At 63.2% G+C, this 16,626-nt stretch carries 16 protein-coding genes; 9 read left to right on the top strand and 7 right to left on the bottom strand.

The window, feature by feature from the left end; translation table 11 throughout:
- Positions 1-5 precede the first annotated feature (5 nt).
- The 3 genes from J2Y48_RS15930 to J2Y48_RS15920 all read right to left on the bottom strand — a co-directional run bounded on the left by J2Y48_RS15930 (position 6) and on the right by J2Y48_RS15920 (position 2,740).
- Positions 6-1,079 carry a nickel/cobalt transporter gene (locus tag J2Y48_RS15930; protein ID WP_310419928.1) on the bottom strand — a complete coding sequence of 358 codons (1,074 nt, stop codon included), beginning with the start codon at positions 1,077-1,079 and terminating at the stop codon, positions 6-8.
- Entirely contained in the window at positions 1,073-1,714 is a 642-nt protein-coding gene (locus tag J2Y48_RS15925; protein WP_310419927.1) for a DUF1007 family protein, read from the bottom strand. The genes J2Y48_RS15930 and J2Y48_RS15925 overlap by 7 nt, the downstream gene beginning before the upstream one ends.
- 111 nt (positions 1,715-1,825) lie before the next feature.
- Complete coding sequence (locus tag J2Y48_RS15920) at positions 1,826-2,740, bottom strand: LysR family transcriptional regulator (protein WP_310419924.1); 915 nt, start codon at positions 2,738-2,740, stop codon at positions 1,826-1,828.
- Between the two features lie 556 nt (positions 2,741-3,296).
- Between J2Y48_RS15920 and odc2 the strand changes: the two genes are divergently transcribed.
- The 4 genes from odc2 to J2Y48_RS15900 all read left to right on the top strand — a co-directional run bounded on the left by odc2 (position 3,297) and on the right by J2Y48_RS15900 (position 6,435).
- Complete coding sequence (gene odc2 / locus J2Y48_RS15915; RefSeq protein WP_310419922.1) at positions 3,297-4,430, top strand: ornithine/lysine decarboxylase; 1,134 nt, start codon at positions 3,297-3,299, stop codon at positions 4,428-4,430.
- Positions 4,431-4,523: 93 nt separating this feature from the next.
- Positions 4,524-5,114, top strand: a complete 591-nt coding sequence (locus J2Y48_RS15910; RefSeq protein WP_310419920.1) for an N-acetyltransferase — start codon at positions 4,524-4,526, stop codon at positions 5,112-5,114.
- 112 nt (positions 5,115-5,226) lie between these two features.
- A complete protein-coding gene (locus J2Y48_RS15905; protein WP_310419918.1) occupies positions 5,227-5,631 on the top strand; it encodes a hypothetical protein in 405 nt (134 codons plus the stop codon).
- Positions 5,632-5,997: 366 nt separating this feature from the next.
- Positions 5,998-6,435, top strand: a complete 438-nt coding sequence (locus J2Y48_RS15900; RefSeq protein WP_310419916.1) for a glyoxalase superfamily protein — start codon at positions 5,998-6,000, stop codon at positions 6,433-6,435.
- 113 nt (positions 6,436-6,548) lie between these two features.
- Here the strand turns inward: J2Y48_RS15900 and J2Y48_RS15895 are convergent, their stop codons facing one another.
- From J2Y48_RS15895 to J2Y48_RS15885, 3 genes are all read right to left on the bottom strand, one after another.
- Complete coding sequence (locus tag J2Y48_RS15895; RefSeq protein ID WP_310419914.1) at positions 6,549-7,538, bottom strand: WD40 repeat domain-containing protein; 990 nt, start codon at positions 7,536-7,538, stop codon at positions 6,549-6,551.
- 58 nt (positions 7,539-7,596) lie between these two features.
- A complete protein-coding gene (locus J2Y48_RS15890) occupies positions 7,597-8,700 on the bottom strand; it encodes a GTP-binding protein (RefSeq protein ID WP_310419912.1) in 1,104 nt (367 codons plus the stop codon).
- 91 nt (positions 8,701-8,791) lie between these two features.
- The gene (locus J2Y48_RS15885) at positions 8,792-9,586 is read right to left on the bottom strand and encodes a creatininase family protein (RefSeq protein WP_310419910.1); all 795 of its coding nucleotides are present in this window, start codon (positions 9,584-9,586) and stop codon (positions 8,792-8,794) included.
- An 81-nt stretch (positions 9,587-9,667) separates the two neighbouring features.
- On the opposite strand from J2Y48_RS15885, the gene J2Y48_RS15880 reads away from it, so the two are divergent.
- The 4 genes from J2Y48_RS15880 (at position 9,668) to J2Y48_RS15865 (ending at position 12,784) form a co-directional block, all read left to right on the top strand.
- On the top strand, positions 9,668-10,189 hold the full coding sequence (locus J2Y48_RS15880) for a MarR family transcriptional regulator (RefSeq protein WP_310419908.1): 522 nt from the start codon (positions 9,668-9,670) through the stop codon (positions 10,187-10,189).
- 52 nt (positions 10,190-10,241) lie between these two features.
- A complete protein-coding gene (locus J2Y48_RS15875; protein ID WP_310419906.1) occupies positions 10,242-11,276 on the top strand; it encodes a LacI family DNA-binding transcriptional regulator in 1,035 nt (344 codons plus the stop codon).
- 31 nt (positions 11,277-11,307) lie between these two features.
- Positions 11,308-12,264 (top strand): 2-hydroxyacid dehydrogenase, encoded by a 957-nt coding sequence (locus J2Y48_RS15870; protein WP_310419904.1) that lies wholly within the window; start codon positions 11,308-11,310, stop codon positions 12,262-12,264.
- Between the two features lie 100 nt (positions 12,265-12,364).
- Positions 12,365-12,784 carry an AprI/Inh family metalloprotease inhibitor gene (locus tag J2Y48_RS15865; protein ID WP_310419902.1) on the top strand — a complete coding sequence of 140 codons (420 nt, stop codon included), beginning with the start codon at positions 12,365-12,367 and terminating at the stop codon, positions 12,782-12,784.
- Between the two features lie 93 nt (positions 12,785-12,877).
- Here J2Y48_RS15865 and J2Y48_RS15860 read toward each other — a convergent pair whose 3' ends face one another.
- Positions 12,878-13,657 (bottom strand): gamma-glutamyl-gamma-aminobutyrate hydrolase family protein, encoded by a 780-nt coding sequence (locus J2Y48_RS15860; protein ID WP_310419899.1) that lies wholly within the window; start codon positions 13,655-13,657, stop codon positions 12,878-12,880.
- A gap of 520 nt (positions 13,658-14,177) precedes the next feature.
- On the opposite strand from J2Y48_RS15860, the gene J2Y48_RS15855 reads away from it, so the two are divergent.
- A complete protein-coding gene (locus J2Y48_RS15855; RefSeq protein WP_310419897.1) occupies positions 14,178-16,490 on the top strand; it encodes an EAL domain-containing protein in 2,313 nt (770 codons plus the stop codon).
- The last annotated feature ends 136 nt before the right edge of the window (positions 16,491-16,626 follow it).

The following is a 16,626-nucleotide window of genomic DNA, read 5'->3' as shown; positions in this document are numbered from 1 at the left end:
GTCGCTCAGCTCTGGAGCGACGCGCCGAGCAGCACCAGTCCGAGAACGAGCACCAGCAGCGCACCGAGGATTTCGATGGCATTGCCGACACGAAGCGCCGCGCTGTTGCCGCCTGCGAGGCGCATCGCCGCGCCCTTGGCCGTCACAGCCAATGTTGCCAGAATTGAGACCGTGATCGCCGTGCCAATCGACATGGCGACGACCGACAGGATGCCGCCGAGATAGAGCCCGTTCAGCAGCGCGAAAGAAAGCACGATCAACGCACCCGAACACGGGCGAAGGCCCACGGCGACGATCGCCGACCAGGCCTCGCGTAGCGCAAACCTGTCCCCCTTCAGCAGCGCCGGGTCCGGCGCATGGGCATGGCCGCAGCTGGCGCAGACCTCGCCGGGGGCGTGCGAATGGCCATGATTGTGGCCAAGCGAGTGATCGTGATGATGGCCGGCGGCGGGGCTGGTGTGGGCATGATGACGGTGGCCATGTCCAGCGGGCTCGGACTGGGCCATCGCAAAGACCTCGACGGGTGCCGGGCGGCGGTTCCGACCCCAGAGCTTGCGGTAAAGCAGCCACGCGCCAAAAGCCGCGATCAGCGCGTAGCTAAATGTCTCCAGCGCCTTTGTCGCCTCGGTCATCGAAATCGACGTTCCGCGCAGAAGCAGATAGGCGGCGCCGACGAGCAGGATTGCGACGACGCCCTGCATCAGCGATGACAGGAAGGAGAGCAGAACCCCGCGCTTCAACTCGATTTCGTTGGCGAGCATGTAGGAGGAGATCACCGCCTTGCCGTGACCGGGGCCTGCGGCGTGGAACACGCCATAGGCGAAGGATAGGCCGACCAGCGTCGAGGCCGCCCAGGGATTGTCGCGCATGTTCTTCAAGGCGCCGGTCAGCATGCGGTAGAACGCCTGCTGCTCGCTGTTGATCCAGGCAAACACGCCACCGAAGAGGCCGGTCGTCTTGAAGGCAGGCTCGGCGCTGCCGATGCCGAGCGGCGACTGGGCGTGGGCTGCGGTCAGGACAGCCAGGAAGAGGAGCACAGCGACGGCTGCGATGTGCGGGATCGTTCGGCGCGTCAGCATGTGACCTCCAGCCGCGTTGCGAACAGCTTCGTCATGTCGGTTCCGGCCGGGTCGTTCCAGAACGCGTCGGTCAATGTGCCCTGGTTCTGAGCGAGAACCTCGTCAGGATCCGGGCGCACGACCTCGTGCTTGCAGGCGGCGAATTTCTCGCCGACGACAACCAGGTCTCCATCGGTGGCGAAATCCATTGCCGCATACATCGTCGGGTCATAAACGCCGAAGGTGAGCTTCCCTTTCAGCGCCAAGGCCTCTCCGGGGCTAACCTTGAAGAACATCAGCAGTTGGCCGTCCTGGAAATCGACGTTTATAGCCTCCGGCTTGGCAACCTTGATGGTTCTCCCGTCCTCGGTGATGGAGGTGTAGTAGCTGAATTCCTCCAGCGATTCGAGCACCGTCTGGCCGACCTCGGCCAGTTCATCGGCATCAAGCTTGAGATTGGAGTTCTTGTCGAATTCGAGCACGACGCTGGACGAGAACATCTCATCGAAGCGCCAGACGTTTCGTAGTTCGGCGATCGTTCCGTCATCGCCGGCGACGACCTCAAGGCGCGCCTCGGCAAAGATGTGCGGGTGGGCAAGGGCCACAGCCGGCAGCAGCCAAACGGCGCCTGCGAACAGAAGGGCGGTGGACTTCATGCGCGCAGGTTTCCTCTCATCTATGGCATTTGCGGACACGCAGCCAAGTGTACAGAAATTGGGCCGGATTTGGGACGATGGCCGAGGCGCGAATTGTCGCGCCCACCCTTCTCAGCTCCGCGCGTCGGCGCCGTTGCCGTGTTTCTTGAACCAGTTGTGCAGGAAATCGACGAAGGTGCGCACCTTCGCCGGCAGATAGCGGCGATGCGGATAGATCGCGTAAATGCCGCGGTCAGCGGGAAGATAGTCGTCGAGGATCGATATGACCTTGCCCGAATCGAGGCTGGCGCGGGCTATGAATTCCGGCACCTGGGCGATGCCGAGGCCGCTTGCCGCCGCCCTGACGGCGGAGGCCGGGCTGTTGACCTCGATATGCCCGCTCACCGGAACGCTGAAGTTCGTGCCCTTTGCGTCGATGAAGCGCCAGTTGCTGTGCGACTTCCCGTTGGTGTCGATGACGCAGGGCAGGCGCGACAGCTCCGACGGGTGGCCGATCGGCCCGGTTCGTTCGAGAAAGTCCGGCGAGGCGCAGATCTTGAGGTAGAAGTCTCCGAGCTTGCGGGCGATCAGGGTGGAATCCTCAAGCCGCGTGATGCGCACCGCCACGTCGAAGCCCTCCTCGACGAGATCGACAAAACGGTCGTCGGAAACGATCTCCAGCGACAACTCCGGGTGCTCGCGGCCGAAATCGATAAGCGATTGGCCGATGTCCGCGTCGACGAAGGTGCGCGGTGCCGAGATCTTCAGCTTGCCCTTCAGGTCGGCGTTGTTCTCGCGGACCAGGTCGGCGAGGTTGTCGATCTCTTTGAGGATTTCCGAGGCCGTCCGGTAGTAGGTATGACCGGCCTCCGTCATCGAGAACTGCCGGGTCGTCCGGTTCAGGAGCAGAGCGCCAAGCTCGTCCTCCAACTCGCGCACATATTTGGACAGCAGCGCCTTTGACTTGCCGACCTTGCGAGAGGCGGCCGAGAAGCCTTCTGCATCCACGACGTCGATATAGGCGCGAATGCGGGTGAGCGTGTCCATCAAGTATCCTTCCTGCCGGATGGTAACGAAATCCGTTCCGAATCCGGGCAACGGCAATGTCGTGGGCGGTCGAATTTTTTTCAATAGCGGTATCGAAAAACTCTTGATTGCGACAGGGAATCTTCTTATCTCCGCCCTTGCCCAAAGTCGCACGTGCCTGTGGGTGTCCGCCGACCCTCGAACTGGGAACCATCCCTAAGGTGAGGTTATCGGTAAGGTACCTGGATCTAACCGCTCCAGTCGCTATTCCGGCCAACCGGGAAATGCGAGGACATCTTGAAGCAACGACGGTGCGGGCCTTTCTGGTGTCTGCCGGCTTTCCATCAGCCGGGGTTACTGAAGAGGCACACCTTCATTGCCGGAAGTGCGGTTGGGTCATCCCCTCCAATCCATGGCAGACAAAGCCGAATCCGAGCCTCGGCGGGCTCAGGTTCATCGTTTGGCGCATCGTGCGCATGCTTGGTTCCGGGGTCTCCACCGGCTGGTTCCATCGCATGTTCGCGTCGCCCTTTGTCCTCCGGATTTTCCGGAGCATCTGATCACGGGGATTGGCAAGATGACCACTGCACGCATTATCGACTTCCTGAACACCCGACGACCCGATGGCCCTTGCCTGGTGGTCGACCTCGATGTGGTGCGCGACAATTTCAAGGCTTTCCGCCACGCTCTGCCGGACAGCTCGATCTACTACGCTGTCAAGGCCAATCCGGCGCCGGAGATCCTGCGCCTGCTCGCCAGCATGGGTTCCTCCTTCGATTGCGCGTCCGTCGCCGAAATCGAAATGGCGCTCAATGCCGGCGCCACCGCGAGCCGCGTCTCCTTCGGCAACACGATCAAGAAGGAGCGCGACATTGCCCGCGCCCACGCGCTCGGGGTCAACCTCTTTGCGGTCGATAGCCACGAGGAAGTCGAGAAGATTTCCCGTGCCGCACCCGGCGCCCGCGTCTTCTGCCGCGTGCTGACCGATGGCGAGGGCGCCGAGTGGCCGCTGTCGCGCAAGTTCGGCTGCGTGCCGCAGATGGCTGTCGACGTACTCGTCTACGCCCACCAGCTCGGCCTCGTTTCCTACGGCGTCTCGTTCCATGTCGGTTCGCAGATGACCAAGGTCGACGCCTGGGATTCGGCGCTCGCCGATGCCAAGCGCGTCTTCGTCCAGCTTGCCAAGCAGGGCATCGAGCTGAAGATGGTCAACATGGGCGGTGGTTTCCCGACGAAGTACCTGAAGGACATTCCTTCCGCGGAGGCCTACGGCCAGGCGATCTTCGGCGCGCTGAAGAAGCACTTCGGCAACCACATTCCGGAGACGATCATCGAGCCGGGCCGCGGCATGGTCGGTAATGCCGGCGTGATCAAGGCGGAAGTCGTGCTGGTGTCGAAGAAGTCGGACAACGACGCGCACCGCTGGGTGTTCCTCGACATCGGCAAGTTCGGCGGTCTTGCCGAGACGATGGACGAGGCGATCCGCTACCCGATCCGCACCGCGCGCGACGGCGACGCGATGGAGCCCTGCGTGCTCGCGGGCCCCACCTGCGATTCGGCCGACGTGCTTTACGAGAAGAACATGTACCCGCTGCCGATCACCCTTTCTATCGGTGACGAGGTGCTGATCGAGGGCACTGGCGCTTACACGACGACCTACTCGGCCGTCGCCTTCAACGGCTTCGAGCCGCTCAAGGCCTACGTGATCTGAACCGATCCGGGCGCTCCCGCGACAGGCGGGAGTGCCACTCACAATGAGATCCGATGACCGCTTGTGGCGGCAATTGAAGTTCGGGAGGCCGCAATGGCCACTGTTCTTGGTTCTGTCCGCGCATTTTTTGCGCAAACCGCCTTTTCCATCGATCAGGAGAATCCGGGCGACGTCGTCGCGCGCGAACGCCTGCTCGACCGCGCGATGGGCGAGGGGCGCTTCCGGAAGTCCTCCGAAAAGCTGCGCCGAGATCGTGTGCCGGCAGACGGTTTAGCGCTCGTTGCGCGTGATCCGGACGGCCAGGTGATCGGCACTGTGCGGTTGTGGAACGTCGAGGCGGGCGTCGATCCCTCGGGCAATGCGGTGCCGGCGTTGCTGCTCGGCCCGCTCGCGGTCGATCCGGACCATGAAGGCAAAGGCATCGGCTCCGCGCTCATGCGCGCCGCCGTCACCGAGGCAGCGACACGCGGCCACGGTGCCGTGGTCCTGGTCGGCGATGCGCCCTATTACGAGCGCTTCGGCTTCTTCGCCGACAGGGCGAAACATCTCGTCATGCCCGGTCCCTTCGAGCGCGACCGCTTCCTCGCGCTCGAGCTGAAGGAGGGCTGGCTCGAAGGCGCGGCCGGCGTTCTCGTCGCCTCCGGGCGCCGGCTTGGTCGCGCTAGGCTTCACAAGGCGGCCTGACGAATCGCAAACATCGACGGTAACCTGCGGTTGTCGCGATGGAATTTTCCCCGGCCGGTGTTATTATCGGCCGGCGGCGCGAGGGGCGCCGCCTTAAACAGGGGAACCACTCATGCGCAGACTTGATGACTCCTACATTGCCTGCGGGCTGCTTTGGCTGGTGTTCGGGATGGCTTACGGCATCTGGATGGGCATCGCGATGCAACTGAACTTCGGCAATTCGCACGCCCACGCCAATCTTCTCGGTTTTGTTGCGTCCGTCCTGTTCGGTCTGATCCTGCGCGCCTATCCGGCGATGCGGGAGGCACGGCTGGCCCTTCCACAGTTCCTCGTCTACCAGATCGGCGCCGTACTTCTCGTGGCCGGCAAGATGCGGATCGATGCCGGCGGGGATCCGACACTCGCCAAGATCGGCTCGCTCGTCATCATCGTCGGTGCCCTCGGCATGGTCGGTCTCTTCGTCATGCGGCGCAATGGGCAGGGGGCACTCGATGGCCGGGCCAGTCCGGCTGCCTGACGACATCGGCGGCGTGCCTCTCCGATCTTGACGTCACAAACGAGTTCGGTGCGCCGCTGCCCGGCTGTCCCTGGCTGACCGGCACGGGGGGCGTTTGGCACTTCCGATTGAAGGAACTCTGCCGGACCACGCGGAAAGGCGCGTGGCCGAGCTTAGCGATGGAGGGGGCGTCAGGATCGACGTCCCCTTTGACAGGCGGCGTTCGCCGGTGTACCGGATTGGCTCGGGTGAGAGCCCCGGCCGTCCGCGAGCGCAAGCTTTGGTGAAGTCTCTCGTCTTCTGACACGGTTATCCAGCCCTCAAGGCATGCGAACCGGTGGCAATGCGGACCCCCCGACATGACGCATGCAGAGACTGGAGAAACCCATGCGTCCATCGACGCCGCTTCCTTCGCTGGAAGGACTGAAAGACCAGGCGAAACGCCTGCGGGCGCGCTTTGCGACCGATGACCAGCCCATCAGCCATTCCCGCGCGCTCGAGCTCGTGGCCGCCCAATACGGCTATCGCGACTGGAACACGCTGCACGCCGCCGTCGGCAACCGACCGCCCTTCGATCCGTGGCAGTTAGGCTCGCGCGTTCGCGGACATTATCTGGGGCAGCCTTTCGACGCGAAGGTGCTCGGCGTGCAGGCGATGTCGCCCGGTCGCTACCGGCTCACGCTGCATTTCGACGAGCCGGTCGACGTCGTCACGTTCGAGAGCTTTTCCGCGTTTCGCCAACGCGTCAACTGCACGGTGGACGAAACCGGGCGGACCGCCGCCAAGACCTCGGATGGCCGCCCGCATCTCGAACTAGAGTGGTAGGCCATCGCGCGGCTTGCGTGAATGTCGACGCTCCGATGCGGGCGTGGCCGGTCGCGGAGTGTCCCTCCGCGCCGGCCCAAGGGTGACACCGGCGAATACCGGCCGCGCCCTGCTCAGGCGCTGATATCGACGACGCCGCAATCGCCCGCTTCGGACGCGAAGGCAAGCTGGCGGCCGTTCCCGCTCCAGGCCATCGACGAGATTGCGCCCTTGCCCGGCCGTCGCAGCAGCACCTCGCGGCTGTCGGCAAAGCGGGCCGCGAGGACCATGCCGTCCGAATAGCCGATCGCGACGACCTCTTCCGCCGGATGGCAGGCAACGGAGGTCACCATCACGTCGGCGCGGGTGCCAAGCTCCAGCGGCGCCTTGCCCATCGGCCCGTCCTTGGAGGCGAAGGGCCAGACGATCGCGGCCGGTGCCCCCGAGGAGGCGAGCCACTTGCCCTTGGCCGACCAGGAGAGCGACTTCACTTTCGCCGGATAGCCAGTCATGCGCATGTGACGGGTCTCGGCGCCGGCCTTGCTGTCGAGCTTCCAGCCGTGCAGGGCGTTCTCCTGCATGCTGGTGACGACGAAGCGCCCGTCCGGCGAGAAGGTGACGCCCGTGTGCGCGCCCTTCCATTCGAGATCGACCGGCTGGCCTGCGGTCGCCACCCAGTGCATCGAGACACCGTTGTAGCGGGCGACGGCGATGCGCAGCCCCTTCGGCGCGAAGGCAATGCCTTCGACCGTGCGCTGCTCGGGAAATTCCTTCAGCGTGCCGTCGGCAAGGCGGACCCGGGTGGTGCGACCTTCGGCGAAGGCGACGATGCCTTGCGGCCCGGCGGCCACCACGGAGATCCACTTGCGCGGCACTTCCGAAAGCAGCGTTGCGGTGCCGTCGGCGGCGATCCGGAAGACCTTGCCGTCTTCGCCGCCGGTGACGAGCGTGTCGTTCGCCTCGTCGCGCACGCAGGCGAGCAGCCCGTCATTGGCCTCGGTGACCTTGTGGCCGTGGTCGAGGCGGTGGATGGCGCCGATCGCGGTTGCGAAGAACGGCACGTCGCCAAGGAAATACGTCGCGACGACGTGGCCGTCGAGATCAAGGGGGGCAACGGTCGGCATCAGTGCGTATCTTTCGTCTGCATGACGTTGTCCGAAAACCGCTTCGCACGTTTCGGCGTCATGCTTTTGCCTCGCAGGCCTTGAAGGTACGCTCGATCTTCTCGCGGTCGAGGTCGCGGCCGATGAAGACGAGGCGGCTTTCGCGCTTCTCGCCGTCCTTCCAGGCGCGCTGGTGGTCGCCCTCGACGATCATGTGCACGCCCTGCACCACATAGCGTTCGTCGTCGCCGGCAAAGGCGATGATGCCTTTCAGGCGCAGGATGTTCGGCCCGTCCGTCTGGGTGATCTTCTGGATCCAGGGGAAGAAGCGGTCCGGGTTCATCTCCCCGCCGCGCAGCGAAATCGACTGCACCGTCACGTCGTGGATCGGCGAAGGGCCATGGTCGTGGTGATGATGGTCGTGATCATGGTCATGATGATGGTGGTGGTCATGATCGTGATGGTGGTGGTCATGCCCATGGTCATGGTCGCAGCCCGGGCCGCAGACGTGGTCCTCATGGTCATGGTCGAGAAACTGCGGATCGTTCTCGAGCGCGCGCTCCAGGTTGAAGGCGCCTTGATCCAGGACCTTGGCCAGGTCGATGTCGGAGCGGGTTGTGCGGTAGATGCGGGCCGACGGGTTGATGGCGCGCACCGTTACCTCGACCTGCTCCAGCTCTTCCGGGGTGACCAGGTCGGTCTTGTTCAGCAGCACGACGTCGGCAAAGGCGATCTGGTCCTCGGCCTCGCGGCTGTCCTTCAATCGCAGCGGCAGGTGCTTGGCGTCGACGAGCGCCACGACGGCGTCTAGCTCGGTCTTGGAGCGCACGTCATCGTCCATGAAGAAGGTCTGGGCCACCGGCACCGGATCGGCCAGGCCGGTGGTCTCGACGATGATCGCATCGAAGCGGCCCGGGCGGCGCATCAGCCCCTCGACGACGCGGATCAGGTCGCCGCGAACGGTGCAGCAGATGCAGCCGTTGTTCATCTCGTAGATTTCTTCGTCGGACTCGACGATGAGGTCGTTGTCGATGCCGATCTCGCCGAATTCATTGACGATGACGGCGTACTTCCGGCCGTGGTTCTCGGTGAGAATCCGGTTCAGGAGCGTGGTCTTGCCGGCGCCGAGATAGCCGGTGAGGACGGTGACGGGAACGGGCTTTTGCGTGGCGGTATCGGTCATGAGAGCCTCGAGAACGGTCGGGGATGCGGTCGGCACCCGGTTGGCGTCTGATATAGGAGATCGAAGGCGACAGCGCAAACGCTGAGCGCGCTCAGCGCAGCACCGCAACGTCGAACGCGTTTACGTCTTCAAGCAGCTCGGCAAGGCCGGATATTGCATGCGCCAGCAACCGTTCCCCGCGCTCGGCGGTCGCGGCGGTTGCGTTGCCGGCAGCACCTTGCGCGTTCAGGTCCGACATCTTCCAGCCGAAGGCGTGCGGGCCATAGGCGCGCAGGTGGCGGAACCGGCCGGCGAAATCCGTTTGGCGCGATGGGAAATTGGCGGCCTTGTCGCGCTTCACCAATTGCGGATGGATTGCGAGCATCACCGACGTTTCGATGTCGCCTCCATGAATATCGACGGCTTTTTCCTGCGGCGCGATCCAGCCGTCGGGTTGGCCGAAGCGGGTCCAGCTCGTCGCGACCGCCAGCACATCGTAGCGGATGCGCGCCTCGGTTGTCACGATTGTCATCAGCGGCGAGTTGCCACCATGGGCGTTAAGCATCACGAACTTGCGGACACCCTGCGCGGACAGGTCGGCGGCGATGCCGAGCCAGCGCTCCACGGCTTCGTCATAGGCGAGCGATTTCGTGCCTTCGACGTCAAGATGCTCGGGCGAGTAGCCGATCCGTTCGGTGGGCAGGAAGGTGACGGGCAGGTCCGCCGGGAGGGCTGCGATGAGCCGGTCGACGATCGCGTCGGCGATCAGCCAATCGGTCTCGAGGGGCAGGTGCGGGCCGTGGCCTTCATGGGCGCCAAGGGGAAGGATGGCAATCCAGTCGGCGCGCGCCGCAGCATCGAGCGCAGGGTCGTTGTCTTGCCAGCGTCTGGCCGGGCGGACGCGCATCGGGCCTCTTCCTGTCTTGTCGTCAACGGGTCGTCTCTGTCATACAAGGTGAGTTCGGCGAAACAAGATCGGCGGGGACGCATGGGCAAGAAAAAAAAGGAAGAGAAGAAAGAAAAGGCCAAGAAGAAGGAGCACGCTCCGATCGGATCGACCGACGTTTCCGGTGCCATCGTCCAGGCAGCACGCTCGATCCGCACCGTCCTCTCCCGAAATCTTCTTTCCAGCGGTCTTTATGCCGGTCAGGATGGCGTGATGCTGGCGCTGGCCGACAACGGTGGGATGACCGCAGGCGCGCTCGCCGCCCGCCTCGGCGTCAAGGCGCCTACCATGACCCGCACCATCGGCCGCCTGGAAGCGCAGGGGTTTGTCGAGCGCAAGCCGGACACGGCTGACGGGCGGCTTACCGTTGTCGAGCTGACGCCAACAGGGCGCGCCTCGCTCGCCCTTATTGCGCAAGCCTGTGATTTGAGCGAGCGCCAGGCACTCGATGGCTTGAGCGACAAGGAGGTCCGCACGCTCCTGAAGTTGCTGCGCACCGTAGATGGAAATCTGCGCGGCGTCGCGGCGCAAACCGGTGAGAAGAACGTTGCGGAGCAGATTTAAATAGTTTAAATAAACGATTTAAATAACGCGTTTGTCAGATCCGGGGAAGGTCATGGCGCAGAAGGTCAAACTGTCCACGATCGCGGAAACGCTCGGGGTATCTACCGCAACCGTGTCCCTGGCCCTGCGTGACAGCCCGCTCGTTGCGGTCGCCACCCGTGACCGGATCAAGGAGCAGGCGCGCGCGCTCGGTTACATCTACAATCGCCGTGCCGCCAGCCTGCGCACGTCGCGGTCGGGCATCATCGGCGTCGTCGTGCACGACATCATGAACCCGTTCTACGGCGAGATCCTCAAGGCGATCGAGAGCGAACTCGACCGCGATCGCCAGACCTTTATCCTCTCCAACCACTACGACTCGGTCGAAAAGCAGCGCAATTTCATCGAGACGCTGCTCCAACTCGGCGGCGACGGCGTCATCATGTCGCCGGCGATCGGCACGCCGCCGGAGGATATCCTGCTGGCGGAGGACAACGGCATGCCGGCGATCCTGATCGCGCGGTCGATCGACGGTATGGACGTGCCGATCTTCCGCGGTGACGACGCCTATGGCATCTCGCTGGCGACGAACCACCTGATCGGGCTTGGTCACCGCGTCATCGCCATGGTCGGCGGCACCGACCAGACCTCCACCGGGCGCGACCGCTATCAGGGCTATGTGAACGCGCTGCGCAAGGCCAATATCGAGGTCGATCCGGGCTTGCGCATTCCCGGTCCGCGCTCCAAGCAAGGCGGGTTCGAGGCCGCGGTGAATTTTCTGTCGCTGCCGCAGAAGCCGACAGCCGCCGTCTGCTGGAACGATCTCGTCGCGATCGGTCTCATGAACGGAATCGCCCGCGCGGGCCTGGTGCCGGGCCGCGACGTTTCGGTGACCGGCTATGACGATCTGGAGGAAGCCGCGATCGCCACGCCTTCGCTCACGACCGTCTGGAATGGCCAGTCGGAGGTCGGGCGCAGTGCCGCCCGGGCGCTGCTCGACAAGCTTTCCGGCAGCCATGAGCCGGACGGCATTCACCTGATCAAACCGGAAATGCGCATTCGCCAGTCGACCGGTCCCTTGAAGCACAACGGACACGACGCCGCCTGAGGGCGAACGATGCCACAGCAGGGGGCAGCCCATGTCTGGAAGGCCGAAAGTTCTTTTTGTCGGGAAAGTCAGGGAGCGTGTCGCCGAGCGGCTCGGTGATGCGGTGGAACTGATCCGTTGCGCAGCCCCGCTCGTTTGCGGTGTCCTTGATCCCGAAACCGCGGCCAGCATCCGCGGCGTTGCAGTCTCCAACAATTTCGATGGCGCAGCGTTCGACTGTCTGCCGAACCTTGAAATCATCGCCAATTTTGGCGTCGGCTACGACGGCATCGATGTCGGCAGCGCGGCTGCGCGCGGCATTGTCGTGACCAACACGCCGGACGTGCTGAACGACGAAGTTGCCGACTCGGCGATCGCGCTGCTTCTGAACACGTTGCGGCGGTTCCCGGACGCGGAGTCCTGGTTGCGCAAGGGGCGCTGGGAGCGAAGCGGCCCGTTTCCGTTGTCGAAACTGACACTGCGCGGTCGCTCGGTCGGCATCTACGGGCTAGGCCGGATCGGACTGGCGATCGCCAGGCGGCTTGTGGGGTTCGGCGTGTCGATCAGCTATCACACCCGCACCAGAAAGTCCGATGCGCCGTACATCTACCATCCGTCATTGCTTGGCATGGCCGCAGCCGTCGACACACTGATTGCGATCGTCCCAAAGACCCCGGAAACCTACAAGGCGATCGACGCAACGGTGCTGTCGGCGCTCGGCCCGGACGGCGTTCTTATCAATGTCGGCCGCGGCTGGACCGTGGATGAGCAGGCGCTTGCGGAAGCGTTGGAGGCAGGTACGATCGCCGCCGCAGGGCTCGACGTGTTCCAGGATGAGCCGCACGTGCCGGCTGCGCTGCTCGCCGCGCCCAACACCTGCCTGCTTCCGCACGTCGCCTCGGCTTCCGTCGCCACGCGTGACGCCATGGCCGATCTGGCCGCGGACAACCTCTTGGCCTGGTTTGACTCCGGCAGGCCGTTGACACCGGTGCCGGAAACGCCGCGCTGAAGCGGTGGATCCTTTCGAAACGGCCAGACTGTGTCGTTAAGATGTCGTCAACGATACGGGCGCAAGCTTTCTTCGAATCGCCCCGCTTCGGAGAGAGCCCATGCGAAAAGTGATGCTTCCGGTTGGCTGCGCCCTTGCCCTTTTTGCCGGGATCTGGTCGCTGGATGGGGGAAGCCCTCCGGACGTGGACCCGGTTATTTCCGGCTCAATCCCTCAGATTGATGCGCCCGCGGGTGACAGATTTTTATCCGTCACAAATGTCGAAGCAGAAACGGCCTGTGCGGTATCGCGCGGCGAAAAACTGACCAACAGAAGCATGCGTCTTACCGCGGCCAGGGGCTGCGAGCAGGTCTGGCCCGGCTTGTCGCACGTGGCAACCTGGACCGAGAACGGCGACGGAACGGTCGTCCTGTCCAATGCTACGGGTGACGCCGTACTGACGCTGGCCGAAGGCGACGGGATGGCCTACGAGGCCATCGACCCGCCAAACGCGGTGATCACGCTGAACGCTGCGGATTAAGGGCTGCAGCGATCTATTCAGATCGCCTGTGCGCGTCGCCTAGGCCCTCCGCAGGCTTGCCGCGAAGCTGGCCGCCCCTTCCGGGAGACAGATTTAGCCGGCAGCTTGGTGCGCCGGCCGGACCATCTTCGAATCCGCGTAGGCGCGGACGGCCTCGCCAAATGCTGCAAACAGCTTGTTTGATGGTTCGTCGGAGCCGACCCAGTACTCGGGATGCCACTGGACACCGACGGCAAACGCCTTCGAGCCGATGACCGAAACAGCCTCGATCGTGCCGTCTTCGGCCAGAGCCTCGACGGCGAGCTGCGGAGCATTCTTCGAAATTGCCTGGCGGTGCAGGGAATTGACACGCACGGTCCCGGGGCCGATGACCGAAGCCAGGCAGCTTCCTTCCTTGACGATCACCTCCTGGCGTATGCCATAGGCCTCGTCGAGGTCCGTCGTGTTCGGCTTGCGGTGATCCCAGTTCCCAGGGATTTCCTGGATCTCGTTTGCCAATGTTCCGCCGAGCGCGACGTTCAATTCCTGTAGCCCGCGACAGATCGCAAGCAGCGGGATGCCGCGCTCCAGCGCGCGCTTGATGAGGGGAAGTGCGGTGGCGTCGCGGGCGAGGTCGAACGGCCCGTCCGCCTCGGTCGCTTCGCTGCCCCAATAGGACGGATGCACATTGGTTCGCGAGCCGCTGACCAGAAGGCCATCCACGCGGTCGAGGATTTCATCGAAGTCGTGCCCGCTTTCCAGCGCCGGCACCAGGAAAGGGATGACGCCGGCGCCCTTGACGGCGGCGCGGACATACTGGTTCGGAGTGGCCTGCCAGACATTGCCCTCGATCTCGCGGATGTCGGCGGGGATGGCGACGACAGGTTTCGGCATGCTGAACTCCGATCGAAATGGCTTGTCGATGCCGCGGCAAATTCGATCAAGCCTTGTCCAAGTGCAAGCGATCGCGCATTGCGCAACACGCATATCCGATGGGTTTGCCGATAAATCGCAACCCAGTCAATTCCCAAGCTTGGAGCCGTACGAGAAATATCGCGACTGCGGCCTGCGGCTGGAGCGTAATGGTCGAGGAGAGGCCAAATCCGGCCGGCCAAAATTGACCTTTGGTTCATCATGTTCCAAGAAACCCGAAGTCCGGCAATGAGATTGCCGTGAGGCCTGCCGCGCGCGCCGTCCGTGCCCGAAGTGCGATTTCTGCAACATTCCGCTATGTGGGGTTGCGTTTTGGGCCGATCCTGGAGTGTTCAGCGCAAGAGAGGGTTGAACAGGTGTGCAAAAGCAAGGACAAAGCAGCGAAAGGCCGGTGCTTACTACGCGCAATCGGACAATTTCGCGAAATCATTCATTAAAATTTCGCCTGTAACGCTCGCCCGTCAATGGGAGCGCCGAATCCATGAAGGATCGAGGTCAAAGCACGCTGCCGGCGGATGTGTATCTGTCGTTCGTCAGTTCGCTTTACGGAAACCGCCAGACCCTGTTCGTCGGCATGATTTCCCATGTCGTCACATTCGCGTTCGTCTATGCAAAGACCGCCGATCCGTTCTTCCTCGCCTGTTGCGCTGCGGTCGTCCTTATCTGGTCGCTGCGCGCCCACGGCATGCGCCGTTTCGACCGCGTCGATCACTCCGCACTCGACAATGATGGAATCCGGTACTGGGAAAACTGGTACAATACCGGCGCAGTCGGCACGACGCTCGTGCTCGGCATGGCGAGCGGCTACAGCCTGCTGGTCAGTCGCGACAGTTTTGCGGAACTCGCCTGCATTTCCGTGACGCTCGCTACCATGGTGTCGGTGGTGGGTCGCAACTGCGGCTCGAGCCGGGCTGTCGACTACATGAGCTTTTCGGCCTGCTTTCCGATGGTGGTGGGCTTTCTCGGCCTGCAGGACTTCTACCACGCCGTGCTGGCGGTGCTTATTCTGCCCTTTATCCTGACGACCAGGATCATGGCGAACGGCGTACGCAGCTTCCTGCACAAGGCCGCGCTGGCCACCCGCGAAATCAAAATCATCGCCGACCGTTTCGACGCTGCGCTCAACAACATGCCGCATGGACTGTTCATGCTGGATGCGGACCAACGAATCCTCGTCGCCAACCGTCGTGCCTGTGAACTGCTGCAACTCGGTGACAAGGATCGGCTGAAGGATTGTCACCTCGACGTCGTGCTGCGCTATGGCGTGCGAAACACCTTCCTGAATGCGGAACAGAGCAGGGGGGTGCTGCGACAGCTCGACGAACTGTTGAAGGGCGAGCGCTCCCGCGCGCTCGTGCAGATAACCGACGATTTCTACCTGGAGTTCACCGCCAGCCGCCGTGAAAACGGCGGTGCCGTCCTGATTTTCGAGGACGTGACGGCCCGCATGCGGGCGGAGAACAAGATCCTTCACATGATCCGTTACAACAGCCTGACCGGGCTGCCGAACCGGACCTATTTCGGCGAACTGGTGCAGGCCGCGCTGGCGGAGCGCAAGCGGCCGGGCACCGTGGGCTTCATGGTGCTGGACGTTGACGAGTTCAAGCACGTCAACGACATGAAAGGGCACGTCACCGGCGACCGGTTGCTCTGCCTGATCGCGGAGCGCATGCGAAAGGCGGCCGGCGACAAGGCGATCGCCGCCAATCTGATGGGCGACGAGTTCATCCTGTTTTTCCCGAACGAGAACGACCGCAAGGACCTCGAGGAGCGCATGCGTCGGATGCACCAGCAGGTGCGCGGCTCTTATGAACTGGACGGAATGACCTTCAACGTGTCGCTGAGCGCCGGATGCGTGCTCTGCGACAGCGAAGACTTTCGCATGGAAGACATGCAGATCAAGGCCGATCTGGCCTTGTTCGAGACCAAATCGCGGGCCAAGGGCGGCTTCACCACATTCGAGGAGGAGATGGACGCCCGCTATGTCGATCGACAGAAGCTCAAGGCCGACCTGCGCGAGGCGGTTGCCAAGGACGAGCTGTCGGTCGCTTACCAGCCGATGTTCCAACCCGACGGATCGCGCATCGAATGCTGCGAGGCGCTGGCGCGATGGACGCATCGCGAACGCGGGCCGGTTTCGCCCACGATCTTCATCCAGATCGCCGAGGAGATGGGGATCGTCTCCGAGATCACGCGTCTGATGATCGAGCGCGCCTGTATGGACTGCGTCGGCTGGCCCGAGCACATGGGCGTTTCGATCAACCTGTCGGTGCAGGACCTGCGCAACGCCGAGATCGTCGGCGTTGTCACGGATGCGCTGATCTCGTCCGGCCTCAAGCCGTCCCGACTGCACCTGGAGGTGACCGAGAGTTGCCTGATGGAGGAACCGGTCAAGGTCAAGGCGGTGCTGCAGGAACTGCGCGCGCGCGGTATTACCATCGCCATCGACGACTTCGGCACGGGTTACTCGAGCCTCAGCTATCTCGACGCGCTGCCGCTGGACGTCATCAAGATCGATCGATCCTTCGTGCGCAACATCGCCGAGGATGCGCGTCGCTTCAAGCTGCTGCGCGGCACGGTCAATCTCTCGCGCGAACTCGGCCTCAAGATCGTCATCGAAGGTGTCGAAACCCGTGAACAGCTGGCTCTGATCAACCAGCATCGATGTGCCGATCTGGTCCAGGGATATGTCTTCGCCGCACCGATGTCTTCGGCCGCGCTCATGGACCTGACAGAAACCCTGGCCCGTACCGCCGCCGACACACGCGCCCGGCGCGGACGCCACTTCGCCTGATACCTCTCAGGTCCCGGCAATCCTCAAGCTTCCCCTAAAATACTGATTTCCTTATACGACGAAAAGTCTGTTAAGGTTAATAGATGGCAATTTACACAAATTGATCGAAATGATTGAGTGTGTGCCTGCGGTGCTG

The sequence above is a fragment of the Mycoplana sp. BE70 genome (genome assembly GCF_031455855.1).
In the GTDB taxonomy this organism is placed as follows: domain Bacteria; phylum Pseudomonadota; class Alphaproteobacteria; order Rhizobiales; family Rhizobiaceae; genus Mycoplana.
The sequence above is the reverse complement of the archived record's forward strand: the minus strand, read 5'-3'. Positions and strand labels throughout refer to the sequence as shown.